The sequence below is a fragment of the Saccharothrix xinjiangensis genome, assembly GCF_039527585.1.
In the GTDB taxonomy this organism is placed as follows: Bacteria; Actinomycetota; Actinomycetes; order Mycobacteriales; family Pseudonocardiaceae; genus Actinosynnema; species Actinosynnema xinjiangensis.
Genome location: NZ_BAAAKE010000005.1, coordinates 18,995 through 42,256 on the forward strand (window position 1 = coordinate 18,995; position 23,262 = coordinate 42,256).

Genomic DNA, 23,262 nt, shown 5'->3' on the forward strand with positions numbered 1-23,262 from the left:
CCTGCCGAGGGCCGTGGGACCATCCCCACGGCCCTCGGCGCGCGTCATCCCCGACCGACCCACCACCGTAAGGAGCCCAAGGCCGTGACCGACCTACTCGCGCGAATCGACGAGGTCACCGCACCGCGATGCGGGTGGTGCACCAGCACGCTGGCCGACAACGCCCCGTCCGGCGACTTCTGCAACGAGCTCCACCAGCAGCTGTGGCAGGGACGCTCCACGCTTCCGGCCTGGTCCGTTCCTCCGCGCTCCGGTGCCCTCCGGCTGGACCTGGCGGCGGCCAGCGCGGCCGCCGCGTCGGCACGCACGCCGGAAGAGCGTGCGGCTGCGGCGCAGTACGCCGAGCAGATCAGCCGCGACGCCGAGCAGATCAGCCGCGACGTCGCCTTGCGCTTTAACCAGATGATCGAAGACCTCAAGCCCGCTTTCCAGACGTTGGCGGACGCTGTGGCGAACAGCCTCGCCGCGGTCGGCAAACTCCTGCACGCGGCAGGGTTCGGCGTCCCCGAGGGCAGCGGCGACGCGAAGGCACGGGCGCTGGAACTGCGCCGCAACCGCAACACTGGCCCGAAGCAGCACCCGCGCGCACCCCGTCAGATCACTCCCCGGAGGAGCCGGTGACCGAGGAGAAGCCGCGCCCGTCGCTAGACGAGGCCCTTGCCAAGGTCCGGCTCGTCGCCGGTGCCCAAGGCTCGATGGGCTGGATGGTCCGAGGCGACCTGGCCAAAGCACGCGAGACGCTGGAGAAGCTCTCAGCGGAGCAGCTGCGCGAGGTGTCGGCCGCCGCCGCAGCGCTGTCGTCGCTGGCCGATGAGGTCGCCGGAGGGAAGTCGTGACGCGCGGCTACGGGACGATGGCCACCGACACCACCCACGTGAGCTGGTTGGTCGTCGACGAGAACAACCGGGAGGTCGAGTTCCCGGACGACGAGCCGATGCTGCCCGACGGCGGTGTGCAGCACGTGCCCGCCACCGGCGACTCGGTGATCCTCGCCGGCCGGACATGGCGCGTGGTGCACCGCATCTGGGCACTGCCCCTCGCCGCGCAAGAGGCCGTGACGCCACGCCAGGCGGTCACCCTGTGGATCAGGGAACAGCCGCTGCCGGTAGGTGAGGCGCGGTGACCAGCGAGCAGGCCGGTGCGGGCGACACCGAGAAGAGCATCAAGACCATGATCACCGCGCTGGCCGACGCCGGTACCGACCACGCCGCCGCCCTCGCCTGGGAACTGCACCGCAGCCTGCAACGTCTCGACCACGGCGCACCGCGGCGCGGGACACGTGGCGCGGAAGGACCAGCGCGCCAGCTCGAAAGCGACTCGCAGGCGATGCGAGTGGGGTGGCAGAACACCAGTGGGGCTCCGCCCGCTGTCGGTGTTCCGGTTGAGGTCGACTGGGTGGGTACCGTGTTCGAGGCCCGCCTTCTCCAGGCGTTCCGCTACCACTGCACCGCCTGGTACCTGGAGATCAACTACTTCACCGGGTGGACTCGCAAACTGATCGACCTCCACCAGATCAAGCGTTGGCGGTACGCCACAAGCCCAGCGAAGGAGCCACGGTGACGGGACGAGCACAGCAGCTGCGCGACGCGTTAGCTCCCGAGGCGGACAACGCCAGCGCCCGGTTCGCGGGCCACCACCGGGGCCGGCTGCCCGGCTCGGCCACGGTGCACGGCGTGCAGATGCAGGCCGTGCAGGGCCTGGGCCTGCACGTGCCCGGCCCGTCCTGCCACGTCGGCATCGGCATCGAGCACTGGACGGCGTTCGAGCCCACAGACGACCCGATCACCTGCCAGCGGGCCGCCTGCGTCCACGCCGCCCGCAACCCGCCGAAGGACTCCGTCGACGTCCACCAGATGTTGCTCGACCTGGACGTCCCGCAGGGCCCGGGACAGCAGGAAGCCCCGACCGGAACCTGATCCGGCCGGGGCTTCCTGCTACCCCTGGACTACACGTGCACAGTGACCGTGATCAACCTATCACCACGGTGCCCGCCCCCACTTCTGCACGAACGCCGTCCGGTCGCGGTGGGTCTGCGCCTCCAGCTCGGGCCGCGACCGGGTGGAGCGGTCGGGGTAGAGGTGCTGCACGCCGATCCCGCCCACGCACACCGTGCCACCCCGCTCCAGCGCCTGCCACTCCAGGTCGTCGTCGCCGCACCACCACCGAAACCGCTCGTCCGCGCGCAACCCGACACCGCCGCGCAGCACGAACGCGTACCCGGTCATCCGCTCCCGCAACGGCACCGGCCCGGGGATGGTCCGGTGCAGCAGCCCGACCCGGCCGTGCTGGTCGGGGAACGCGATGTCCGCCCCGGTCTGCCGCAGCGCGGACACCATGTAGTCCAGGAACAGCGGCGGCAGCACCACGTCGTCGTTGAGCACGGCCACCGCGTGCTCGCGCCCGCCCGCCTGCTTCTCGGCCCAGTCGATGCCCAGGTTCCACAACCGCGACAGGTTCGGCGGCTGCTCGAAGTCCAGCAACAACGTCGCCACCGGCGGCGGCGGGTTGAACTCGTCGATGCTGGGAGCCGGCGGCACCGGCGGGTTGCTGGCGTTGTCGATGATCAGCACCCGCTCGGCAGGCAACTCGAGGGACTGCACGAGTTCGAGCACCAGCTCGTTCCGGTTGTGGGTCGGCACCACCACGTACGTCTCCACCCCGCCGCCTACTTCCTGGCCCAGGCGTACGCGTCGCCCGGGTTGGCCCGGTAGCGCACGTGGCTGGCGGCGAACGCCTCGCGCAGCAGGTCCTCCAGCGCGTCGGGCGGGACGTTCGCGTACCACTCGCCCGGGCCCGGGTGGAACTCGCCGCGGGCGCCGTGCGGCCGCCGGCCGGTGCTGGCGCACGTGACCACCAGGTGCCCGCCCTCGCGCAGCGCCCGCCACGCGGTGCCGATGCACCGCTCCCAGCCCTGCACGTGCTCCAGCAGCTCGGTGCACAGCACCACGTCGTACTCCCGGTCCGGTGTCCACGTGCGCGCGTCGGCGACGATGTCCACCCCGGGCCCGGCCTGCGCGTCCAGCCCGACCCAGCGCACCATCGGCAGCAGGCTGCGGGCGGTGCCGTTGATGTCCGCGCCGCCCAGGTCCAGCCCGAGCAGATCGGCGCGCGCGTCGACCCCGGCCGCGTCGATCATGGCGCGGGCGCCCTCCAGAGCCTCGGGGTGCATCAGGCGTTCGCCTCGGCCTGCCACACCGTGGAGTGCGCGGGCCCGGTGGCGGAAGTGACCGGCGCGTAGTAGTAGCAGGCCAGGCTCTTGCGCAGGTGGTCGCCGACGATCGGGTCCGGATGCCCGTGCCAGCTGCGCGCGGAGGTGGCGAACAGCACGGTCCTGTTGAACGTGGGCAGCACCTCCACCTCCCGGTGCTCGCCCAGGTACAGCGTGCCACCCCAGGACCGGTCCCAGTCGTGGTTGAGGAACACCAGCAGGTTCAGCCGCCGCTCCAGATCGGGGTTGTCCGGGTGCACGTTGAAGTCCACGTGCGACTCCAACCGGCCACCCTCGCTGGTCATGTGCATCCCACCGCCGACCGTGTCCGCGGTCAGCGGCCCGATGCCGGTCGCCTTCTCCAGGGCGTCGCACACCGCCCGCGAGCGGACCCGCTCGAACCAGCTCAGCGTCGCCGGGCCCCAGCACCAGGCGTCCCCGGCGCGCTTGCCCCACTCCTTCGGGTCCGGGTAGGTCGTCCACCGCGGGTCGTCCGGCGACGGGAACTCGGCGGCGATCGCGTTCAGCCAGTTCGGCTCCCACAGGCGGTCGACCACCGCGTGCGGGAACGGCTTGACGTCGAAGGTCGCCGGGGTGAGCGGGATCGAGGTCAGGTCGGGCATCGCAGGCTCCTGGAGAAGGGGTGGACTACCGGTGGGGGACGGGTGCCGATTTCGTCCACCGGTCAGGAGATCGTTGTTGCTGGTGGCAGGTCGGTTCGGCCGGTCCGCTGGACGACGACTCGGATGCTGCCCGGTTCCTTGCCCGCCAGCAGGCGCACGGCGTGGCGGTTGCGGTAGGTCTCGACCTCCTCGCAGTCGAGCTCGACGTCGCCACCGGCTCGCTGGGCGAGCGCGGCCAGGATGGCGGGCAGGTCGCCCGGCGGAGGTCCGTCAGCCACGGCGGGGCATCGCGATCCGCAGGTGCCCGAAAGCCGCGGCCGCGCGCTGGACCTGGCCGCCGATCCGGTACAGCGCGGCCTGGGTCTCCCGCGGCGGAACCCCCGGCGTGAACGCGTGCCCGCCTTCGACGAACGCGGCCGCCAAGTCCCGCAGCAGCTCGGCGACATCGATCACGTCGTGGGTCTCGGGGTCGTACTGCGGGGCGATCCGGGCCTGCTCCCCGTACTGCCGCCCGCAGCCCGGCTCAGGGCAGGTCCACGCCTGCCCGGCCTCCAGCTCGGGCACCGCGCACCGGTGCTCCTGGACGTCCTGCTGCTGTTCGCCGGTCTCCTGCCCGCCGGTCTGCGGCGGTGGTGCGGTCGCGGTCACGCTGCCTCCCCTGATGCTCAGCTGCGACAGCAGGACCTTCTCCCACTCGTCGCCTCGCCGTTCGATGGTGTGCTCGCGGGCCTGGAGCCGGGCGGCGGCGCCCATCTCCTCCCGCATCCCCGGGTCCAGCACCAGCGTCCGCAGCGCCCGCGGCCACTCGTGCGCGTGCTTCACCAGCAGGCCGGTCTCGCCGTGCCGCACGAACTCGGAGTACGGGCCGACGTCGGAGGCGACCATCGGCACACCGCGTGCGGCGGCCTCCAGCGCCTTGATCGGGCTCTTGCTGCGGTTGAACACGTGCGGAACCAGCGGCGCCGTGCTGATGTCGAACGTGCCGATCGCGCAGTAGTAGTCCCAGATGTCCTCGCACCAGTCCAGGGCCCGCCACTGCTCGGACGGCAGCCGGCGCAGCCACCGCATGTGCTGCATCATCAACTGCCGCGGCCCACTGACGGTGTGCCACAGCACGTCGGGGCGTCCCGCGATGTACTCGACGATCTTCGGGCCGATGTCGGCGAAGTCCATCACGTGCGTCGACGAGCCGCCCCAGCCGATCACGACCCGGTCGTCGAGCCGCTCCGAAGGGCGCATCGCCAGCATCCCCGCCGGCACCGCGTTGGGCACGACGTGCACGTTCGGGTTGAACTCCCGCACGACGTCGGCCAGCGGCTCGGTGGACACCGTCACCAGGTCGGCGACCCGGATGTTCTGCCGCAGGTTCTCCTGCACCTCCGGCTTGCTGAACCACTCGTAGGCGACTCGGCTGCTGGGCGGCACGGACCACAGGTCGTCGTCGAGCTCGACCACCATCAGCGGCCGGGCCGGATGCTGCGCGATCCGCTGCCACGTCCGCGACGCGGCCGGCTTGCAGATCCGCTGCGCGATCAGCACCTGGCAGGTGTCCAGCCACTCCCGGGGCATCTCCTCGGCGACGTGCGTCTCGTGCCCGCGGCGCGCCAGCTCGTCCAGCGGCATCCGCATCCGGTACCAGCCGCACCCGGCCTGGTCCGCCGACCACCCGAAGACCTTCACCGCTGCCACCACGGGCTCAGGCTGTGGGTGACGTCGAGCCGCACGTCCCGGACCGCGGGCCCGAAGTCCTCGCGCCGGACAACGGTCTGCCACGGGTAGGTGACCATGTCCCCCCAGGTTGCGCGGAACACCACGCTGCGCTCCCGGGTCACCAGCCGCGCCGGGCGCCGCCGCACGAACCACGCCAGCCACAGCGTGTCGGCGTAGGTCAACTTGACGTGATCCCACCAGGTCGCCGGAACCTGCCACCGCACGGTGAGCCGCTTGGTGACCGTGTGCCCGGGCAGCTTCTTGGTCATCACGAACGCGCGGAGCTTCTGCACCAGCCGGTGAGCGACGGCGTCCAGTTCGCGCGTGATCTCGGCCTGGGCGACGGCGGTCGGCAAGTTCCGGAACGCCTCCAGGTCGACCACGGTGCTGTGGGCGAGCGGCATCCACTCGAACGTGAGGCGCTCGTAGGGCTGCTCCGGCGTGTAGGCGTGCTGCGGCGGGGGGTGGTCCGCGTACATGAAGGCTCCCGTCAGGAAAACTTCCTGCGCAGAGCGTAGATGACCGGACAAAACATCAGGCCGACCAGCGTGAACGGCTACGATTTTCCTGCCGACAGCGCGCGGGACCACCACCAGCCTGGAGAGGTGGACCCGCCATGCCGATCCCCGACACCCTGACCAAGATCCGTCTGGCCGGGGACGTGCGCCACCCGCTGTCCGGCGCACCCGGCACCGGCACGATCGAACTGGTGTTCGAACACCCGATCCGGGACACCGGCAACGACATCATCTTCGCGCCCGGCACCGTGACCGCCGCCGTCGCCGACGGCCAGTTCCTCACCGACGAGTTCCTGTCCCCGCGCCAGGCCGGGATCAGCCCCGCCAACCAGCCGCTCACCGTCCGCGTGCTCACCGACGTCTACGCCGACGAGTACCGCATCGAGATCCCCGACGGCGCCACCGGCACCCTCCAGCTGGCCGACCTCGCCCCAGCCGAGAACCCGCCCGCCGTGGTCACCTACGCCCTGGCCTCCGCGCTGAGCGACTACCTGCTCAAGACCGGCGGCACCCTGACCGGGCCGCTCAGCTGGAACGGCACGCCGTCGGCATCCGGGCACCTCGTGACCAAGGCGTACGCCGACAGCCTCTCGTTCGACGTCGGCCTGCCGGACACCCGCCTCACCGGCGCGCTGTTCTGCCCCGAGGACTACGGCAACCCGGTCGGCGACGGCGTGACCGACGACTACGAGGCGGTCAAGGCCGCGTGGGACGCGATGCTGGCCTACCCGCTGGGCCGCGCCAAGCTGCTCGTGCCCGCGAACAAGCGCTACCGCGTCGACCTGGAGAACCCTGCCCGGGTCGCGGTCACCGGCGACAAGGCCCGCGCCGCCCTGCCACTGCCGCAGGTGCCCCGCACCGCACCGAAGCGGGCCTACGGCATCATCAGCGGCGGCGAGGCGTACATGGTCCGCGCCGCCGAACTCGGTGGCACCCCGGTCCAGGTCAACACCGCCGGGGTGCTGTTTTTCGACACCGGCACCACCACCTACACCTGGTCGGACACCCTCGGCCTGCCCTGCGCGATCGGCGGCCCCGACGCCGACATGACCGACCCGGTCGGCAACAGCTTCAGCAACCTGCACTTCAGCATCGAGAACGTCATCCTCAGGCAGAACACCAACCCCTCGCTGTGCACGGCCAACCTGGAACAGCTGTCCACCTGCCGCCTCGACCGCGTTCGCATCGACGTCGACGCGGTGCTCGACGAGATTCCCGAGCCGACCAACCCCACCGGCGCCGCCCTGCTCCTACCCCGCAGTAACAACAACGTGGCGGTCGTCGTCCGCTGCCTGATCACCGAGGGCTACTACGCGGGTGCCCCGGTCACGGAGCACCTCGACGCCGACGCCATCATCACCCTGAGCTGCAAGATCGGCGTCCACACCCGCCGCCCGTGCTCCCACAACGGCATCGTCAACCTGATCAAGCTGGAGCAGTGCCAGTGGGGCCTGTCCGGTTGGGACCCTTCCGGCGAAGGCCCTGACGGGGGCGTCGTCCCGTGGTGGGGCTGGACCGGCCGCATCGCCATGCTCGACATCGAGGACTACGCCTACAACGGCGAGCGCGAGTGGACCTACGCCCCCACCCAGGGGGCCCACATCAACGACCCCAACGGCACCCTCAACGGCACCATCGCGTTCCTCGGCCGCGTCAACAGCGAGCCGCCCGCACCGAACGGCATCGGCATCGGCCCGGGCGGAGGCTCCCACTCCCTCTACGTCATCGGCCCCTCGGGAACCACCCAGTCCCCGATCGCAATCTACGGCGCCGACCACACCGTCGCCGCCACCCGCCTGGCCCTGCCCGGCGGCCCCGAGATCACCGAGTACAGCCTGTTCCCCGCCGAGGACGGCCCCTCCAGCACCGCCGCCGAGACCACCATCAACGTCGGCGTGAAGGTCAACTTCACCGCCGCCGTCGAGATCACCCATCTCCGCTTCTGGCGCCCGGCGGGCCTCGACGGCCCGATCACCGGCCGCGTGTGGCGCTTCACCGCCCCCAGCACCTGGGACGCCGTCTCCGCCGACGTCGCCTTCACCCTCGACGCGGCCGACGAGTGGCTGCTGGCCACCCTGCCCACGCCGGTCCAGGCCGGGCCCGGCGCGGTCTACGTCCCCACCGTGCACTGCGTCGGCGCCTACGCCTACACCCTGTCCTACTGGGACAGCGGACCCGGCGGCTCCGGCATCATCAACGGCCCGCTCAGGGCGTTCAGCAACGCGGACGCCAGCGGCCAGGGCTGCTTCAGCACCGGCGCCATCACCACGCCGCCGACCACCTCGGGCGGCGGCACCAACTACGGCGTCGACCTGGTCGTGGTCGCCGTCTAGTCGTCGGCCGGCTCACCGATCCGGACCGGCTTCCCGGTGCCGACCCTGCGCCACCGGTAGCCCTCCGCGTCCAGGAACGAGAACGTCACCGTCAGGGTGCCCTGGTCGCGCAGAACATCGTCAGGGACGTCGTCGAAGCCGAACTGGGCCTGGCCGGCGGACTCGCCCGCGCCGAGGACATCGGCGAGGAGGAACGGCTCGCGCACCGGCTCGCCTCCGGGCTCCTGGAACACCCACGAGGTGTGCTCGACGGCCGGATCGCCGGTGCTGAAGGTGATGTCTTCGATCATGACCTCCAGCACCGGACGGACCCCGTAGTTCCTCACCTGCAGGCCGAAGACCTCCGAGGAGCCGAGCCTGAAACCGCCACGCCCGTCATACACCGGGTGCTCCACCGCAACCCTGCCGCGCGCGGCGATGACCGTGCGGGCCTGCGCCAGCCGGTGCTCGTGCCGCTCGCGTTCGGCGGCCTGCTCGCGCTCGACCTGGCCCAGCTCGTCCGCGTGACGCTGGGCCGCCGCGGCACGGCGCTCATGGCGCAGCGCGAGGACCGCCACAGCCACTGCCGCGAAACCCGCCATGCTGCCGATGCCCCCGACCCACTGCCCGTAGGCGGCGAACACGTCGGCATCGACGTCAGCTGGCCAGGGCATCGGCACGGCAGCCAGGAAGGCGGCCGGCGTGGTCGGCGCGGGCATGCGCGCATCCTGCCACCCCTACACAGCCATACTCGACCGAGGGATCACCGCACGTCGCGCTGAACGGTAGGAGCTGAACATGACAACCACCGAGGGCCGCTTCGTCGGCTACGTCCCTCTCCCGGACGTCCAGCTCGCCCCTCGCAACCCCAAGGCCCACGACGCCACGGCGATCGCCCGCTCGATCGGTCACTTCGGCTTCGCCGAGTTGCCCCTGGTCGACGAGCGCACCGGGCGCCTGGTCGCCGGACACGGCCGCTACGACCAGCTCGTCGCGCTCAAGGCCGGCGGCGCCACCCCACCCGACGGCGTTCGGGTCGGCGACGACGGCGAGTGGGAGATGCCCGTGGTCCGCGGCTGGGCCTCCCGCTCCGACGAGGACGCCGAGGCGTACCTGATCGCGTCGAACAACATCACCACCATCGGCGGCTGGGACGAACGCCTGCTCGCCGAGCTGCTCGGTGACCTCGCCGACTCGCAGCTGCTGGAACTGACCGGCTTCGACGCCGACGGCCTGGAGGACCTGCTCGCCTCCATCCAGGAGGCCGACCTGCCCCCGCCGGTGGCGCTCACCGAGCCCGACGATGAACCGGCGCGCCCGGTCAAGCCACGAACGCGCGAGGGCGACGTGTGGCTGCTGGGCCCGCACCGCGTGCTGTGCGGGGACGCCACCGATCAGACCGCCGTGGAGGACATGCTCGACGGTGACCGGTGCGACGTGGCGTGGACCGACCCGCCCTACGGCGTGGACTACGTCGGCGGCACCGCGGACGCGCTGACCATCCGCAACGACTCGGCCGTGGGCCTGTCCGAGCTGCTGCGCGACATGCTGCCCGTCGCCACGGCCGGGCTGAAGCCGGGCGCGCCGTTCTACATCGCCCACCCGCCCGGGCCGCTCGCCTACGTCTTCTTCACCGCTGTGCAGCGGGCCGGGTGGCTGCTGCGCCAGGGCCTGGTGTGGGTCAAGGACCACTTCGTGCTGGGCCGCAGCGATTACCACTACCAGCACGAGGCCGTGATGTACGGGTTCGTCCCCGGCGGGCAGGGACGGCTGGGTCGCGGTGGACCGCGTTGGTTCGGCGACGACGCCCAGACCACGGTGTTCGAGGTGCCCAAGCCGCGGATCAGCGAGGACCACCCGACCAAGAAGCCGGTCAAGCTGATCACCGCGCACCTGACGAACTCGTGCCGACCGGGCGGGCTGGTGCTGGACCTGTTCGGCGGCTCCGGCTCGACCCTGATCGCTGCGCACCACCACGGCGCCGTCGCCCGGCTGGTGGAGCTGGACCCGCGGTTCGTCGACGTGATCTGCCGCCGGTGGCAGGAGCACACCGGGGTGCTGCCGGTGCTGCGGTCGACCGGCGAGGAGGTCGACTTCGCCGAACGCGCCAACCCATAAGGACGTGCCAACGTGCCCGCAAGCGAGGAAGTGCAGACGGAGGTGGCCGAGCGGCGGGCCCGGGCGGTGCAGCTGCGCATCGCCGGGGCCTCGCTCGACGAGATCGCCGCGGCGTTGAACTACGGCGGCTCGTCGACGGAGTCCCGGCGGGCCGCGGTGTCGAAGGACCTGAAGCGCGCGTGGGAGGCGGCGCGGGAGGCACAGGCGGCGAGCGCGGTGGAGCTGCGGGAGCTGGAGCTGGCGCGGCTGGACCGCATCCAGCGTGGCGTGTGGCCGATGGCGGTGGCTGGGGACACGAAGGCGGTGCGCGCGGTGCTGGGGGTGATGGATCGGCGCGCCCGCCTGCTGGGCCTGGACGCGCCGACCCGGCTGGAGGGGCCGCTGGACGCGCCGGTGCCCGTGGAGTTCATGGGCCTGGTGGAGGCGGCGCGTACGCGAGCGCAGGCGGAGCGGCTGGCGTTGGAGGCGGCACCACCCCCGGAAGGTGAGTAACCGTCATCTGACAGTTTCGCGCGACAATGGGTCCAGGGGGCCGTCACCGAGCAGGAGCCGACCATGTCCGACTCGACCGCCGTCGAACGCCGCCCCGGCTCACAGGGCCGCCTGACCAACGTGGATATCGCCGAGCAGCAGCGCGCCTGCTACCAGCTGCGTCTCCAGCACTACACCATCCGCGAGATCAGCGCCCTGACCGGCTTGTCCGTGGGCACCGTCCACTCCCGCATCCAGGACGCCATCGCCACCTACGTCACCCCGTTCGTCGAGCAGTACCGGACCATGGAGCGGGAGCGCCTGGAGGGCTTGTCGCGGCGGGTGCTGGCGATGATGAGCAAGCCACACTACGTGCTCAAGGACGGCACCGTGCTGACCGTCGACGATGAGCCCGTCGAGGACATCGGGATCACTCTGGCCTGCGTGGATCGTCTGCTGCGAATCCAGGAGCGCCGGGCCAAGCTCGAAGGCCTGGACGCCGCGCCGAAGACCGAGGCGGACGAGGGAACCGTCTCCCCGGAGGACGTGGAGTTGGTGCGCCTGGTGAAGGCGGCACGCGAGCACGCGGAGGCCCAGCTGGCCAAGCTGCGAGGGAAGGGATAGCCCGGTCTCCGTCCCCGGTGGAGACCGGGCCGAGGCGAGCTTAGCCCTCGTCGACGCGCGGCCGTGCGCCCGGATGGTCGCCACTCCGGAAATCTTCCCGCAGAATGGGTCATTGACCGAACAATCTTGACCACCCTCGCGGGGTCGAGACGGAAGATCTACGGCCCGGAGGCGCATCGTGTCCACCCTGCTCGGCGAGATCGTGCTCTACACCATCACCGGCGAGGACGTACGCGCCATCGAGGAGCTGGTGCCCCGCATCAACGGCGCAGGCCGCACCAACCTCAACCCTCCGCACGTCGGCGACCAGTACCCGGCGCTGGTCGTCCGCGACAACGGCAGCAGCCTCAACCTCAAGGTCCAGCTCGACGGCGGCGCGGACGCCGCGTACTGGGCCACCTCCCGCGCGGAGGGCGACGAGCTGGGCCAGTGGCGGCGCCGGTGAGCCTGCCGCCCTACGACCCCGCGCGCGACCCGGACCCGGAGCCGCCGTGGACCGCGGCCGACAGCCTGTCCAAGGGCGAGGCGCTGCTCCAGGTCGCCCAGGACCTGGAGCCGAGGATGCCGGAGTCTGCCCAGCTGAACGCGCTGTTGGGCGTCGGCTGGCTGCTGTCCGCCGTGGCCCGACGGCACGACGAGGCCTGCCGGGAGGTCGCCGACGTGCTCGGCACCGCCCGCCCGGGCGCCGATTCGTAGCGGAGCGTCATCGGCGGGCGATACCCCTCGTGGCACACCCACCCACCACCACCTCCAGGGAGCCACCGTGGACCACAACCCCGACCCCGCCGACCGACCCGTCGAGGAGCCCACCCGGTTCATCGACAGCGTGCCGGTCGACAGCACCCAGCTGGTGGAGCAGCCGCCCACCGGCTCCCGTGTCCGGGTGGCGCTCATCGGCGTCGTCACCGCTCTCGGCCTGGGCGTAGCTGGCGTGACCGCGTACGCCGTCACGCAGGCCACCGGCACCCCGGCGGCCGAGACGCCGGCCGCGGTCATCCAGACCGGCACCTCGACCGCAGGGGCGGTCGTCGAGGCCGCCGAGCTCACCACCAGCACCAGCATGCCGACCACCGACCCGGTCACCACCCTCACCGCCGCGCCGCCCCCGGCCGAACAGCCCGTCCAGCAACCGCCAGCACCGGCGCCGGTGCCGACCGAGCTCGGCAACCCGGTCGAGACCGGCGCGCCGACGATCCCGCCCGGCCACGTCGACTCGTGCGCCTACCCGAACATGGCGCCCACCACCGTGTCCGGCACGGTCTACAGTCCGGCACCCACCCCGACCATCACCGCGGTGACCTCCCCTGACCGCTGCCCGCCCTACAGCGCCGGGTACCCCTGGGACGGGGCATGACCTCGGGAGGTGGTGCGTGAGTGCACCACCAGCAGAAGCCGCCGCCGGCGCCCGGGTCGACATCTACGCCTACCTGGCCGAGCAGGACATCGACCCGGCCATGCTCGCGGTCCCCGAGTGCCGGCGGCTGCTGACCAAGTACAACCCCCTGCTGTTCGCCCTGCTGTACTTCCCGCACCACCTGCGCGCCGGGGATGACGACCCGATCACACTGTCGACGCTGCACGTCGACATGGCCGACACGGCCCGCGAGTGGGCACTGCCCAACACCGAACCCAAGGACGGCAGGGACGCCTGGATCTGCCCCCGCGACGCGGGCAAGAGCACCTGGCAGTTCCTGATCCTGCCCGCGTGGGCCGGCGCCCATCGCCACCGCCGGTTCGTCGCGGCGTTCGCGCACGCCGGCGGCCAGGCCGAGAAGCACCTGCTGTCGTTCAAACGCGAGGTCGACACCAACCAGCTGCTGCGCGCGGACTTCCCCGACTTCTGCCGCCCCGGCCGCCGCCCCAGCGGGACCACCGAGTCCGACACCAAGGAGATGTTCATCGCGGCGTCGGCGTTCGTGTTCGCGGCGAAGGGCATCGACAGTCAGGCGCTCGGTTTCAAGATCGGTAACCGACGCCCTGACCTGCTGATCTTTGACGACATCGAGCCCGACGAGTCCAACTACTCGGCGTACCAGAAGGAGCAGCGGCTGGCGACGGTGCAGAACGCGATCCTGCCGATGAACCTGCGCGCCCGCGTCGTCATCTCCGGCACCACGACCATGCCGGGCTCGATCATCCACGACCTGGTGAAGACGGTCACCGAGCCCAACGAGCCCCCGGCCCCGTGGGTGACGGAGGAGCGGATCCGGGTGCGCTACTACCCGGCGATCCTCACCGACCCGGTCACCGCGCAGCGGCGGTCGCTGTGGGAGGAGAAGTGGCCGCTGGCGTTCCTGGAGTCGATCGAGCACACCCGCAGCTACCGCCTGAACTACCTCAATGACCCCATGGCCCGCCAGGGCGACTACTGGACGGGCGACGACTTCACCATCACCGAGGAGCTGCTGCCCTCGCTGACCCACATGCTGCTGTCGATCGACCCCGCCACCAAGGCGCGCAAGACGTCGGACTACACCGGCCTGGCGGTGATCGGCTACAGCGCCTACCACCGCCGCTGCGTCGTGCTCGACGCCTGGATGGTCAAGCTGCCGCCGGGTGAGCCGATGCGCCAGCGCGTGCTGCGCGTGCTGGAGCAGTACCGCCAGATCCGAGGGGTCGTCGTGGAGGACAACAACGGCGGCGACACCTGGTACAGCGTGTTCCACACCATGCCGGTCCGGGTGCACTGCCTGGGCAACGACGAGCCCAAGGAAGTCCGCGCGGCCCGGCTGCTGGGGCGCTACACCCGCGCCCCCAAGCGCCACCCCGGCCGCCACCCCCACCCGATCGACAAGCTCCCGCGGGTCACCCACGCCAAGAAGCTGCCCCAGGTGCAGGAGCAGATGGTCGCCTTCCCCCGCGGCGCGAACGACGACCTGGTCGACGCCATCGGCACCGGCGTCGACGTCTTCCTGTCCCCGCGCCGCCACGCGGGCATCGGGTTCGTGCGGCCGGACGTCACCGACGATGACGACTGACAGGCGGATCCATCGCCAGAAGGGATGATCACCGAAGATGCTTCGGCCCCGGGTTACTCTGAACGCATCATCTCCGGGAGGTTGCAGGTGAGCGCTCCGATCACCACCTTCGACGTCGTTCCGGCGCCGACCGACGACGACCCGCGGGAGCGCGCCACCAACCCCGACATCGCCGTCGGCCTGGACACGCTCGACGAGCTCGCGCCCGACTACACCAGGGCGCAGCAGTACTTCGAGGGAAAGGTCCCCGAGTTCTTCGCCTCGGTGCGGTTGCGGCGGGCGCTGGCGAGGACCGGCACCGCCTACCGCCTGAATTTCGCGGCGATCCCGGTCCGGGCCGCCGCATCCCGCATCCGGGTTGCCTCGATCACCTGCCCCGGCAACGACGCCGCCACCAAGTGGCTCGCCCGCCAGTGGGAGCGCAACGAGCTCGACCTGTACATGCCGGACCTGATCCTGCGGGCCTGTGAGTACGGCGACGCCTACCTCATCGCCTGGCCCGCCGACGACGATGCCAATGAGGCCGACCAGGAGGACCTCGCCGACCCCGTCGGCGTTCTTCCCGTGCCCAGGGCTACCACCGACCAGTTTGACGAAGGGGGTAGCGAGTCAGGCGACCCGATCGACATCGACGTGCACCTCAACCTGGGGTTCACCACCGCGGTGATCTACGCCGAGGAGAACCCCCGGCACGCGCGGTTCGTAATCCGCCGCTGGGGCGCGGGCGACCGGATCCGGGTCGACCTCCAGTACCGGGACCGGATCGAGAAGTACGCCACGAAGAAGGGCGTCAAGGAGGCGCGGTCGGCCGCCGACCTGTACGTCTGGGTCGACGAGGACGACGACGAGTGGCCCTACCCCAACCCCTACGGGCTGCTGCCCGCGCACCACTTCCGCACCGCGCGCCCCTACGGCACGCCGCTGCACCGCGAGTTCTACGGCGCCCAGGACGCGATCCGGAAGCTGATCGTCTCCCACATGTCCACCGTCGACTACCAGGTCGCCAAGCAGCGCTGGGCCCTGGTCGCGGGCGAGGACACCAGCATGGCCGCGGCCACCGACCCGGACGAGTTCGCGTTCGACACGATCGACGTACCGAGCAGCCGCGACGTCTCCGACGCCGAGCTGGACACCAGCCCGGACTCCTTCTGGCTGCTGCGCAACGTCAAGGCCGTCGGCGCGTTCGAGGAGACCGGCTGGGAGGTGTTCCTCAAGGCCGCCGAGGAGTACATGCGCATGGGCGCGCAGGTGTCCGAGACGCCGATGCGGTTCTTCGACTACGCCCGCGCCCAACTGCCCTCCGGCGTGTCCCAGGACGCGATCGACGTGCCGTTCGTGAAGAAGCTCCTGGACCTGATCACGTCCTTCCGGGCGACGTTGCAGGCCCTGTTCCGTGACGCCCTGGTGATGGCCGGGTTCGGCCGGGTACCGGTGGTGGTGACATTCGAGCCGCCGGAGCGGGTCACCGGCATCGACGGCTGGAAGATCGTGCTGGCCAAGGTCGAGGCCGGGATGCCGGTCAAGGCCGCGTTCATGGAGGCCGGCTACACCAAGCCCCAGGTCGATGCGTGGTTCGGCGACGACACCCAGCTGGCCCAGCGCCTGGCCGTGCTCAAGACCGTGGCCGAGGTCTTCCAGATGATCGGCGCGGCCGCCACCATGCAGTCCCTCCAGCCCGAGCAGATCACCGAGCTGGTCGACGCGGTCATGCCCGACGTGCTCGCTGCGGTCGCCGCCCCGACGCAGGACGGTGACGGGTGACCGCACCGCAGCTGCCGCCGCAGGTGCCCGAGCTGGTCATCGACCACGCGGCCGAGCTCTACGCCCTGGAGGTCGCTGCGGGCAGCGCGGCCGCGGCCGGAGTGACCGCGGCGGTGGCCGAGCTGTGGAGCTGGGCCATCCGCCAGTGGGTAGGCCGCTTCCGGGGCATCGACCGGCCTGTCCCGGACGAGCGGTCCTGGGACGAGTACATGACCGAGCTGGAGACCCGCGTCCGCGCAGTCCGGGTCGACGTCGGCGAACCGCTGCGTCAGTGGGCGCGCGACGCCCGCATCATGGGCGCCCGCCAGGCGCTGACCGAGCTGGTGGCCGACGGAGAGCTGCCCCAGGAGTACCGGGAGCGGTGGATCGACGGCGAGCCCGACCCGGACCGTCAACCGCTGCTGCGGTGGATCGTCGACGCGCAGGCCGCCGGCGCACGGTCCCCGGACCCGTCGGCCGTGCTGGAGCAGCTGCTGCCCACCGCGCTGCCCGCCGACGTCGCCGAGGTCCTCGACGCGGTCGACGCGACCGCCCGCGGCAAGCTCCGCGCGGCGGCCGACGCCGCCTCCCACGCCGCCGGCAGCACGTTCACCCACGTGGTGCGCGAGGTGCTCGCCCCGGCGCAGCAGGCGGTCACCACCGCCGAGACCACGACCGCGTGGACGATCCACCGCGCGGCCAACGCCGGGATCGAGGCCATGGCACGGGCGCTGGGCGCGGAGCGGCTGTGGATCGCCGAGCGCGACGCCTGCCCCGACTGCCTGGCCCTGTCCGGCGCGATCTCCGTCGACGGCGTGTTCGACGTCGCGCCCGCGTTCGGCGAGCCGGCGACACCGGTGTGGCCCGCGCCGCCGCTGCGCTGCCCGCCCCGGCACCCGCGGTGCCGCTGCCGCACCCGGCTCTGGCTCGGCCGCACCCGCCGCAACTCCAACCTCCCGGAGCTGCTCCAGGCCGACGCCGAGCGGTCGATCCTGCTCGGCCTGCGCCGTCCCGGCGACAGCGAGCGCCGCCGGCTGCGCGCCGCGGCGTGGCTGCTCGACAACGGCACCACCGCCCCCAAGACCGTTCAGGACCGCGCCCGCCGTGCGGTCCGCGCCCAGGCGTTCCCGTCGGCGCCACGCCGCCGCAGCACCAGCACGAGATGAGGACCACCATGACGACGAGCACCATCTACCTCTCGGCTCTGCCGGTGCACCCCCACTGGGGCACCGCCCTCGCGGTCCTCGACGACCGACCCGTCTGGCCCGTGCGCGGCGGCGCGGACGACGACGAAGGCGACACCGAGATCGACCTCACCGGCGGCGACGGCAGCAGCGGGGCCAGCTCCGGCGGGGCGGGCCGGGCGCAGCGCGACATCCTCGACGACGAGCCGGACGACGATGACGAGCACGGCGACAAGCCCGAGGGTGAGCAGCCCGCCGAGAGCGACTGGAAGCCGCCGACGCAGGAGGAGTGGCAGCGCACCCAGGCGGCGCTCAAGGAGGCCAACAAGCAGGCGGCGAACGAACGCTGGAAGTTGACCGAGCTGAAGAAGGCGCAGCGGCAGGCGCAGAAGGAGGCCGGGCCGAAGCCGGAAGCCGGGTCGCTGGAAGCCGCGCGGGCAGAGGCCGCCGCCGAGGCCGAGGCTCGGCTCATGCCGATCGCCATCCGGGCGACCGCCAAGGCCGCGCTGTTGGCCGCGAACTTCCAGCGCCCGACCGAGGCCCGGGTCAAGCGGATGATCGGCCGGATCGACATGGCCGGGATCGAGATCGACGACGACGGCGAGGTCATCGGGCTCGACGAGGAGATCGAGCGCCTCCAAGAGGAACTCCCCGAGCTGTTCACGCCGCCCGCCGAGCCTGCCCCGCCCGCGACAGCCAAGCGGCGCCCTACGCGGATCAACCCCGCGGACAAGCAGCCGACCGCGCCGCAGTTCGCCACCACCGGCGACCGCCTCGCGGCGCGCATCAAGGGCGACGTCTGACCTCGCCGGTGCGCGACCGCGTCAGCATCCGCAAGACCGCGCCCGGCACGTGGACGATCACCCGTCCGCGTGCCGGGTTCGGCGGTCCCGAGGTGCTGACCGCCGAGTCGCAGGCCGCGGCCGTTGCCCGGCTCGACCGCATCCGGGCCGCCCTCCACGTCGGCAGCACCGTCGTCCAGATCGAGCGCCGCCAGCACGCCACCGACGCGCTCAACCCCGTCTCGCCGTGGACCCCGCTGTGGGTGCCCGGCACCGAGCCGCACGTCCTGCCCTACAACCAGCCGTGAGGACCACCACCATGCCCCACCAGCAGCGCAAACCCGCGCTCGACCTCCGCATCACCGCCCTCCTGGCCGGGCTGGCCACCATCGCCCTGGCCATCCTCCGCGCCGATGGCCTCATCACCTGGTCGTGGTGGTGGATCTTCGCCCCGATGTGGGGCCTGTTCCTCCTCGTGCTGCTGGGGCTGTGCGCGGCCATCGTCCGAGCGGCGGTGACCAAGCGATGACCACCGAGCCGCACGTCGACGTCGCGGTTGCAGCGGACGATGAGCGAGAGGTCAACGACGGCTCGATCACCGGGCGGGCTATGGCGTTCGCGGCCGAGTTCGCCGAGCACCAGCCGACACCGCTGGAGATGGGCTACGTCGCGGTCTGGCTGGCGTTCGGGGAGGCAGCCGCGCGTTTGCGGGCGTGCGCGCGGAAGCATCGCGACACGGCGCACCTGGAGGAGACCGCGGCCTCGCTGGACCGGCTGGCGGCCCGGACCCGGGTGCTGGCCGAGGCCACCGTCAACGTCGAAGTCGCGGCCGACGAGCCGGAGCTGGTGCGGCACGCCCACCGCGAGCTGGAGCGGGCCGGTGAGCACGACGACTGGTTCGTCGAGTCGGTCCTGGCCAGCGTTCGGGGCTTCATCGCGGGCCGCCACTCCGGCAGCTCCGCCGAGCAGGCCGCCCGGTACGTGTACGACCTGCTGCGTCACCGGCCGCTGACCGCGCTGACCCGCGACCCCGCCGAGTGGGAGGACCGTAGCGAGATCAGCGGCACACCGCTGTGGCAGAACATCCGCGACCCGCGCGCCATGTCCACCGACGGCGGCCGCACCTACTGGCTTACCGACGACGAGGCCAACGAGGTCGGCGACAAGCCGCGCTACTACTCGGCCGAGCCTCAGGAGGCAGGCCGGTGAGCAAGGAGCACGAGGGCGGCCTGTACTTCCACTCCCTGAACAACCTGGAACGCGAGGGCCGGTCGACGCGCGGGCAGCTGTTCAACCGGAGCTTCTGGCTCAACCGGGTGCCGCGGCTGATGCTGCTGTGCCGCCTGCTCGGGCACGTGCCGGTCGTGAACGGCCACAGCTCGCGCTGGGTGTGCTGCGACCGGTGCGGCGTGCGCCCGAACCCGCAAGGCAGCCTGGACCCGGCGCGGTGGAGCATCGGTCAGCCCTACAACAACGAGTTCACCGCGGAGCCACCGGAGTGGCTGACCCAGCCCACGCGCTCCCGGCTCGGCGAACCGGGGCCGGTGTTCCCCGAGCACTACCCGCCGGGCCCGTGGCCGGAGCGCCCGACCGGCACGGTCGGCGGCCAGCTGGTGCTGGGCAAGACCTTCGGCGTGTTCAGCGTGCAGGTCACGATCGGCTCGGCCGGGTCCGAGCACACCCTGGCCGGGCACGTCAGCATCAACCCGCTCGGCGCGCTGTACCTGCACACCGAGGGCTTCGGCACCTGGGTGCAGCGGCGCCTGATCCCCACCGGCTACGACGACCGCGTCATCGGCCTGTCCGTCCACGATGGCCGGGTGCGCTGGTCGCTGTGGGAACGCGAGGGCCACTGGTCTAGCGAGCAGCCGAAGTGGTGGGAGGGCTCGTTCCGCTGCGACCCGCGCGACCTGCTGCTCGGGCCGCTGAAGTGGGAGCGGGAGAACATCGGCGGCCCGGTGCCGGTCGTGGTGCGGATGCCCTACAGCGACGAGGACACCTACAAGGTGGAGCTCCAGCTCCAGCAGGCCCAGCGGCGCCGCAAGCGGGGGCGTCCGGGCGAGCCGGAGTGGTGGGTGGACTGGAGGTCGAAGAAGGGCATCCCAGTCCGCCGCCACGACTGGAAGGGCAACGAGGTCCTCGGCTCCACGGTGCGGGTCACCCGGCAGGACGTGACCAGCGGGCTGTGGCCGATGGTCGCCGCGGCGAAGATCGCCGAGCACATGATGGAGAGCCGGGTGCACCACGGGTACACGCCGCTGCACCTGGAGGACGACGTCGAGCCTGCCATGGACCTCGGGTGAGGGGCCGCCTGTCCTGGCCCGCGCTCGCGGCGGGCGCCGCTGTGGTGGCCGTCGGCGTCGGCGCCGTGTTCGCGACCTACTACGTGTGGCCCGCGCTCCAGGAGGCGGTGCCGCCACCGGCGGCCACGTTCGTCGGCTTGGTGCTGGGGTTCCCGATCGGCCTTGCGGGGAGCGCCGTGGCGGAACGTGTGGACCGGCGGCGCGGGAGGCGACGGTGACCGAGTCCCGCGCGCACGAGCACCTCGACCGGCTGCGCCGCGCCGAGCTACCGGAGGACGCCCGCGCCGTGGCCGACGTACTGGACGACTGGCGCCTTCGTGTCCACGGCCTGACCAGCGGCAGCCACAACGTCGGCCTGTTCCTCGACCTGCTGGCCGACGAGGGCTACGCCGTCCTCCCAGTGGAGGTGCCCGGTGGGTGACCCGGAGTACCGCGTGGAAGAGCACCCCGACGGCACCCGGCGGGTGCACCCCAGCCGAGTCCGGCGCGCCCCCGACGGACGCGTGGCCCTGTACTTCGCCGAGGGACCGCGCGAGTCCGGCCCGTTCTGGCTCGAGATCGGCCTTCAGGGCGACCTCTACGTCTCGGTCAAGGAGCCCGCGGAGGTCGCCGACTGGGCTGAGGTCGAGCTGCCGGCGGTGCAACCGTGAACCGGCGGCCTGAGGTGGAGGCCGCCGCGCGCTGGTGGACCACCACCCTGACCGGGCCCTTCCGCCACCGGGTCGGTGACCCGGAGCTGGACGCGCAGCTCGCGCAGCCGCCCGCGTCCGCGGGGCGAGGCTGGTCGGCCGAGCAGCGGGAGGCGTTCCGTCTTGCGCTGGAGGAGGAGCTGGAGGCGCACGTCGCGTCGTGCTGGTACCCGGGCGACCCGCTGCGGGGCTCGGCGGTGCGGGCGGTGCTGTGCGACTGGGGCCCGGACCCGGTGCTGATCGACGCGGCGCGCGCGGCCGGGCTGGAGCTCGGCTCCCACGACGTGCCGTTCAAGACCGTGATGTGGATCAACCCCGGCGAGGTCGCGGTGCGCGGCGGGTACGGCGCCGCCCGGGCGACGGTGTGGCCGCTCCCGACCCCGACCGACCCGGCACCCCAACCCGACACCGAAACGGAGCGGCCATGAACGCCACCGACGAGCTGTGCGCGCTGCTGCGGCTGGACCCGCGGCAGCTCGAACGCGCCCCCGACGACGCCACGGTCGACGACGTGGCCGCGCACGCGGAGAACCGGTGGTTGGGCTGCCGGTGGTGCGCCGACCGCGCCCGCACCACCATGGTCCTCACCGTGGTGGCCGGGCCGCTGCTGGTCGACCCGGACCGGGCCGACACTCACCACGGCTGGGTGCTCATCGAGGAGGCCGACGCCGGGCCGCGCTGGTTGGAACTGTGCCCCGCGGACCGGGTCTGGGTGGAGGAGACCGTGGAGGGCGAGCTGCCCGAGCGGTGGGAGCTGCCGTGATCACCCCGGAGCAGCTGGTGTGGCTGCGGGAGCAGATCGCCGAGACCGAGAAGGACGTGCGCGAGGGACCGGAGTGGCCGCTGTGGGCGATCCTGCCCAGCCGGATGGCGGCGCGCATCGCCGACGTGCTCGCGCAGTGTGAGGCGCACACCGCGGTGCTCGACCACTACGAGCGGGCGGAGCAGGGCATGCACAGCCCGGACGCCTACGAGCTGGCGGACGGCCTGGTACTTGCCGTCGCCCTGGCCTACCGGCACCGCCCCGGCTACCACGCGCAGTGGCCAGCATGAACAGCGACATCGATCCGGTCGCGCTCGTGGCGAGCTGGGCGCGGCTGTGGGAGAGCTACCGTCGGCTGCTGTTGTGCCACCCGGACCGGGTGCAGGAGGTGAAGGCCGCGGTCGAACGGGCCTGGCTGGCCATGCCGATCGAGGTGCGCGGGAGCGCGCTGGTCGCTCGCGACCAGGTGGTGGTGGCCGACCCGGACAACCAGCTGCGGGAGCTGCGCGAGGACTTGGCCGCCGCGCACGTACGTCGCGAGCTGGTGCCGCTCGTGCGGACCGCGGCGAAGGAGGTGCCGCTCCCGGCCGGGCGGATCGAGGTCGCCCGCGGCCTGCTCCGGACGCACCGGACCGCCGATCAGGCTCTGTTCGCGGCCAGCCAGGAGCAGTGGGCGGAAGCGCAGAAGGAGCTCCAGCGCCGGGTGGTCGACGAGGTGATCCAAGCGCAGATCCTTGCGCTGGCCGCCGAGCTGGGGCTGCCACACGGGGAGAACTCGTCGTGCTGGTGTCGGCCGGTCCGATGCGGGCCTGTCCTCGTCCACCAGGACGCGCGGGTGCCGCCCGGCCACCTTCGACAAGCCGAGTGATCAGGAAGGCAGCGAGCTCATGACCAAGCCGAGTGTCAGCAGGATCGTCCACTACGTCAGCCACGGCACGCCGCCGCGAGCGGACGGTAGCCAGGCGTTCACCAGTGAGTGCCGCGCAGCAGTCATCACCGAGGTCGACCCGCAGAACCCCGCCCGCATCGGCATCTGCGTGTTCAACCCCACCGGCCTGTTCTTTCACCCGCTCGCAGCGGGCGGCTGCACCTACGACGAGGGCGGGGAGACCCCAGGGGACCCGAACTGCCCGCAGCCGCACGGTGACATGCCGTTCCGCTACTGCCCCGAGCCGGGGTGTGGCTGGCAGGAGGCGTCGCTCAAGGGCGGCACGTGGCACTGGCCGGAGCGGGTGTAGC

General features: G+C 71.9%; 35 protein-coding genes. 28 read left to right on the forward strand and 7 right to left on the reverse strand.

What is annotated here, in order from left to right:
- Positions 1-84: 84 nt before the first annotated feature.
- The 5 genes from ABD223_RS13255 to ABD223_RS13275 are packed head-to-tail and all read left to right on the forward strand — an operon-like array spanning position 85 to position 1,916.
- Entirely contained in the window at positions 85-621 is a 537-nt protein-coding gene (locus tag ABD223_RS13255; RefSeq protein WP_344036440.1) for a hypothetical protein, read from the forward strand.
- Positions 618-836 (forward strand): hypothetical protein, encoded by a 219-nt coding sequence (locus ABD223_RS13260; RefSeq protein ID WP_344036441.1) that lies wholly within the window; start codon positions 618-620, stop codon positions 834-836. Before ABD223_RS13255 ends, ABD223_RS13260 begins: the two co-directional genes overlap by 4 nt.
- A complete protein-coding gene (locus ABD223_RS13265; RefSeq protein WP_344036442.1) occupies positions 833-1,123 on the forward strand; it encodes a hypothetical protein in 291 nt (96 codons plus the stop codon). The genes ABD223_RS13260 and ABD223_RS13265 overlap by 4 nt, the downstream gene beginning before the upstream one ends.
- A complete protein-coding gene (locus ABD223_RS13270; RefSeq protein ID WP_344036443.1) occupies positions 1,120-1,560 on the forward strand; it encodes a hypothetical protein in 441 nt (146 codons plus the stop codon). Before ABD223_RS13265 ends, ABD223_RS13270 begins: the two co-directional genes overlap by 4 nt.
- Complete coding sequence (locus tag ABD223_RS13275; protein ID WP_344036444.1) at positions 1,557-1,916, forward strand: hypothetical protein; 360 nt, start codon at positions 1,557-1,559, stop codon at positions 1,914-1,916. The genes ABD223_RS13270 and ABD223_RS13275 overlap by 4 nt, the downstream gene beginning before the upstream one ends.
- A 60-nt stretch (positions 1,917-1,976) precedes the next feature.
- Here the strand turns inward: ABD223_RS13275 and ABD223_RS13280 are convergent, their stop codons facing one another.
- The 6 genes from ABD223_RS13280 to ABD223_RS13305 all read right to left on the reverse strand — a co-directional run bounded on the left by ABD223_RS13280 (position 1,977) and on the right by ABD223_RS13305 (position 6,020).
- Positions 1,977-2,657, reverse strand: coding sequence for a glycosyltransferase family 2 protein (locus ABD223_RS13280; protein ID WP_344036445.1), 681 nt, complete (start codon positions 2,655-2,657; stop codon positions 1,977-1,979).
- Positions 2,658-2,665: 8 nt separating this feature from the next.
- Positions 2,666-3,169 carry a class I SAM-dependent methyltransferase gene (locus tag ABD223_RS13285; protein WP_344036446.1) on the reverse strand — a complete coding sequence of 168 codons (504 nt, stop codon included), beginning with the start codon at positions 3,167-3,169 and terminating at the stop codon, positions 2,666-2,668.
- The gene (locus tag ABD223_RS13290; protein ID WP_344036447.1) at positions 3,169-3,831 is read right to left on the reverse strand and encodes a 2OG-Fe(II) oxygenase; all 663 of its coding nucleotides are present in this window, start codon (positions 3,829-3,831) and stop codon (positions 3,169-3,171) included. Before ABD223_RS13290 ends, ABD223_RS13285 begins: the two co-directional genes overlap by 1 nt.
- Before the next feature lie 62 nt (positions 3,832-3,893).
- Positions 3,894-4,109 carry a hypothetical protein gene (locus ABD223_RS13295; RefSeq protein ID WP_344036448.1) on the reverse strand — a complete coding sequence of 72 codons (216 nt, stop codon included), beginning with the start codon at positions 4,107-4,109 and terminating at the stop codon, positions 3,894-3,896.
- Entirely contained in the window at positions 4,102-5,523 is a 1,422-nt protein-coding gene (locus ABD223_RS13300) for a glycosyltransferase family 4 protein (RefSeq protein WP_344036449.1), read from the reverse strand. Before ABD223_RS13300 ends, ABD223_RS13295 begins: the two co-directional genes overlap by 8 nt.
- Complete coding sequence (locus tag ABD223_RS13305) at positions 5,508-6,020, reverse strand: hypothetical protein (protein ID WP_344036450.1); 513 nt, start codon at positions 6,018-6,020, stop codon at positions 5,508-5,510. The genes ABD223_RS13300 and ABD223_RS13305 overlap by 16 nt, the downstream gene beginning before the upstream one ends.
- Before the next feature lie 137 nt (positions 6,021-6,157).
- Between ABD223_RS13305 and ABD223_RS13310 the strand changes: the two genes are divergently transcribed.
- The gene (locus ABD223_RS13310) at positions 6,158-8,392 is read left to right on the forward strand and encodes a DUF4082 domain-containing protein (RefSeq protein ID WP_344036451.1); all 2,235 of its coding nucleotides are present in this window, start codon (positions 6,158-6,160) and stop codon (positions 8,390-8,392) included.
- Here ABD223_RS13310 and ABD223_RS13315 read toward each other — a convergent pair.
- Positions 8,389-9,090 carry a hypothetical protein gene (locus ABD223_RS13315; RefSeq protein WP_344036453.1) on the reverse strand — a complete coding sequence of 234 codons (702 nt, stop codon included), beginning with the start codon at positions 9,088-9,090 and terminating at the stop codon, positions 8,389-8,391. The two genes, ABD223_RS13310 and ABD223_RS13315, sit on opposite strands and share 4 nt — an antisense overlap.
- Before the next feature lie 79 nt (positions 9,091-9,169).
- Between ABD223_RS13315 and ABD223_RS13320 the strand changes: the two genes are divergently transcribed.
- The 22 genes from ABD223_RS13320 (at position 9,170) to ABD223_RS13425 (ending at position 23,261) form a co-directional block, all read left to right on the forward strand.
- The gene (locus ABD223_RS13320) at positions 9,170-10,489 is read left to right on the forward strand and encodes a DNA modification methylase (RefSeq protein ID WP_344036455.1); all 1,320 of its coding nucleotides are present in this window, start codon (positions 9,170-9,172) and stop codon (positions 10,487-10,489) included.
- A gap of 12 nt (positions 10,490-10,501) precedes the next feature.
- Positions 10,502-10,981, forward strand: a complete 480-nt coding sequence (locus ABD223_RS13325; RefSeq protein WP_344036456.1) for a hypothetical protein — start codon at positions 10,502-10,504, stop codon at positions 10,979-10,981.
- A gap of 63 nt (positions 10,982-11,044) precedes the next feature.
- Positions 11,045-11,584 (forward strand): sigma factor-like helix-turn-helix DNA-binding protein, encoded by a 540-nt coding sequence (locus ABD223_RS13330; protein ID WP_344036457.1) that lies wholly within the window; start codon positions 11,045-11,047, stop codon positions 11,582-11,584.
- A gap of 178 nt (positions 11,585-11,762) precedes the next feature.
- Positions 11,763-12,029 carry a hypothetical protein gene (locus ABD223_RS13335; protein WP_344036458.1) on the forward strand — a complete coding sequence of 89 codons (267 nt, stop codon included), beginning with the start codon at positions 11,763-11,765 and terminating at the stop codon, positions 12,027-12,029.
- Positions 12,026-12,280 carry a hypothetical protein gene (locus tag ABD223_RS13340; RefSeq protein ID WP_344036459.1) on the forward strand — a complete coding sequence of 85 codons (255 nt, stop codon included), beginning with the start codon at positions 12,026-12,028 and terminating at the stop codon, positions 12,278-12,280. Before ABD223_RS13335 ends, ABD223_RS13340 begins: the two co-directional genes overlap by 4 nt.
- Before the next feature lie 67 nt (positions 12,281-12,347).
- Positions 12,348-12,938, forward strand: a complete 591-nt coding sequence (locus tag ABD223_RS13345; RefSeq protein ID WP_344036460.1) for a hypothetical protein — start codon at positions 12,348-12,350, stop codon at positions 12,936-12,938.
- A 16-nt stretch (positions 12,939-12,954) separates the two neighbouring features.
- Positions 12,955-14,562 (forward strand): hypothetical protein, encoded by a 1,608-nt coding sequence (locus tag ABD223_RS13350; protein WP_344036461.1) that lies wholly within the window; start codon positions 12,955-12,957, stop codon positions 14,560-14,562.
- An 87-nt stretch (positions 14,563-14,649) separates the two neighbouring features.
- Positions 14,650-16,323, forward strand: a complete 1,674-nt coding sequence (locus tag ABD223_RS13355; protein ID WP_344036462.1) for a hypothetical protein — start codon at positions 14,650-14,652, stop codon at positions 16,321-16,323.
- On the forward strand, positions 16,320-17,468 hold the full coding sequence (locus ABD223_RS13360) for a hypothetical protein (RefSeq protein WP_344036464.1): 1,149 nt from the start codon (positions 16,320-16,322) through the stop codon (positions 17,466-17,468). The genes ABD223_RS13355 and ABD223_RS13360 overlap by 4 nt, the downstream gene beginning before the upstream one ends.
- An 8-nt stretch (positions 17,469-17,476) precedes the next feature.
- The gene (locus tag ABD223_RS13365; protein WP_344036465.1) at positions 17,477-18,289 is read left to right on the forward strand and encodes a phage scaffolding protein; all 813 of its coding nucleotides are present in this window, start codon (positions 17,477-17,479) and stop codon (positions 18,287-18,289) included.
- A gap of 8 nt (positions 18,290-18,297) precedes the next feature.
- A complete protein-coding gene (locus ABD223_RS13370) occupies positions 18,298-18,576 on the forward strand; it encodes a hypothetical protein (RefSeq protein ID WP_344036466.1) in 279 nt (92 codons plus the stop codon).
- Positions 18,577-18,587: 11 nt separating this feature from the next.
- Entirely contained in the window at positions 18,588-18,797 is a 210-nt protein-coding gene (locus ABD223_RS13375; protein WP_344036467.1) for a hypothetical protein, read from the forward strand.
- A complete protein-coding gene (locus tag ABD223_RS13380; protein WP_344036468.1) occupies positions 18,794-19,477 on the forward strand; it encodes a hypothetical protein in 684 nt (227 codons plus the stop codon). Before ABD223_RS13375 ends, ABD223_RS13380 begins: the two co-directional genes overlap by 4 nt.
- The gene (locus tag ABD223_RS13385; protein WP_344036469.1) at positions 19,474-20,571 is read left to right on the forward strand and encodes a hypothetical protein; all 1,098 of its coding nucleotides are present in this window, start codon (positions 19,474-19,476) and stop codon (positions 20,569-20,571) included. Before ABD223_RS13380 ends, ABD223_RS13385 begins: the two co-directional genes overlap by 4 nt.
- Entirely contained in the window at positions 20,568-20,789 is a 222-nt protein-coding gene (locus ABD223_RS13390; RefSeq protein ID WP_344036470.1) for a hypothetical protein, read from the forward strand. Before ABD223_RS13385 ends, ABD223_RS13390 begins: the two co-directional genes overlap by 4 nt.
- Positions 20,786-20,992, forward strand: a complete 207-nt coding sequence (locus ABD223_RS13395; protein ID WP_344036471.1) for a hypothetical protein — start codon at positions 20,786-20,788, stop codon at positions 20,990-20,992. The genes ABD223_RS13390 and ABD223_RS13395 overlap by 4 nt, the downstream gene beginning before the upstream one ends.
- Positions 20,985-21,221, forward strand: coding sequence for a hypothetical protein (locus ABD223_RS13400; protein ID WP_344036472.1), 237 nt, complete (start codon positions 20,985-20,987; stop codon positions 21,219-21,221). Before ABD223_RS13395 ends, ABD223_RS13400 begins: the two co-directional genes overlap by 8 nt.
- On the forward strand, positions 21,218-21,688 hold the full coding sequence (locus ABD223_RS13405) for a hypothetical protein (protein WP_344036474.1): 471 nt from the start codon (positions 21,218-21,220) through the stop codon (positions 21,686-21,688). The genes ABD223_RS13400 and ABD223_RS13405 overlap by 4 nt, the downstream gene beginning before the upstream one ends.
- Complete coding sequence (locus ABD223_RS13410; RefSeq protein WP_344036475.1) at positions 21,685-22,023, forward strand: hypothetical protein; 339 nt, start codon at positions 21,685-21,687, stop codon at positions 22,021-22,023. Before ABD223_RS13405 ends, ABD223_RS13410 begins: the two co-directional genes overlap by 4 nt.
- Positions 22,020-22,313: a DUF6221 family protein gene (locus tag ABD223_RS13415; RefSeq protein ID WP_344036476.1), complete on the forward strand. Its 294-nt coding sequence runs from the start codon at positions 22,020-22,022 to the stop codon at positions 22,311-22,313. The genes ABD223_RS13410 and ABD223_RS13415 overlap by 4 nt, the downstream gene beginning before the upstream one ends.
- Complete coding sequence (locus tag ABD223_RS13420) at positions 22,310-22,891, forward strand: hypothetical protein (RefSeq protein WP_344036477.1); 582 nt, start codon at positions 22,310-22,312, stop codon at positions 22,889-22,891. Before ABD223_RS13415 ends, ABD223_RS13420 begins: the two co-directional genes overlap by 4 nt.
- Before the next feature lie 19 nt (positions 22,892-22,910).
- Positions 22,911-23,261, forward strand: coding sequence for a hypothetical protein (locus tag ABD223_RS13425; RefSeq protein ID WP_344036478.1), 351 nt, complete (start codon positions 22,911-22,913; stop codon positions 23,259-23,261).
- The last annotated feature ends 1 nt before the right edge of the window (position 23,262 follow it).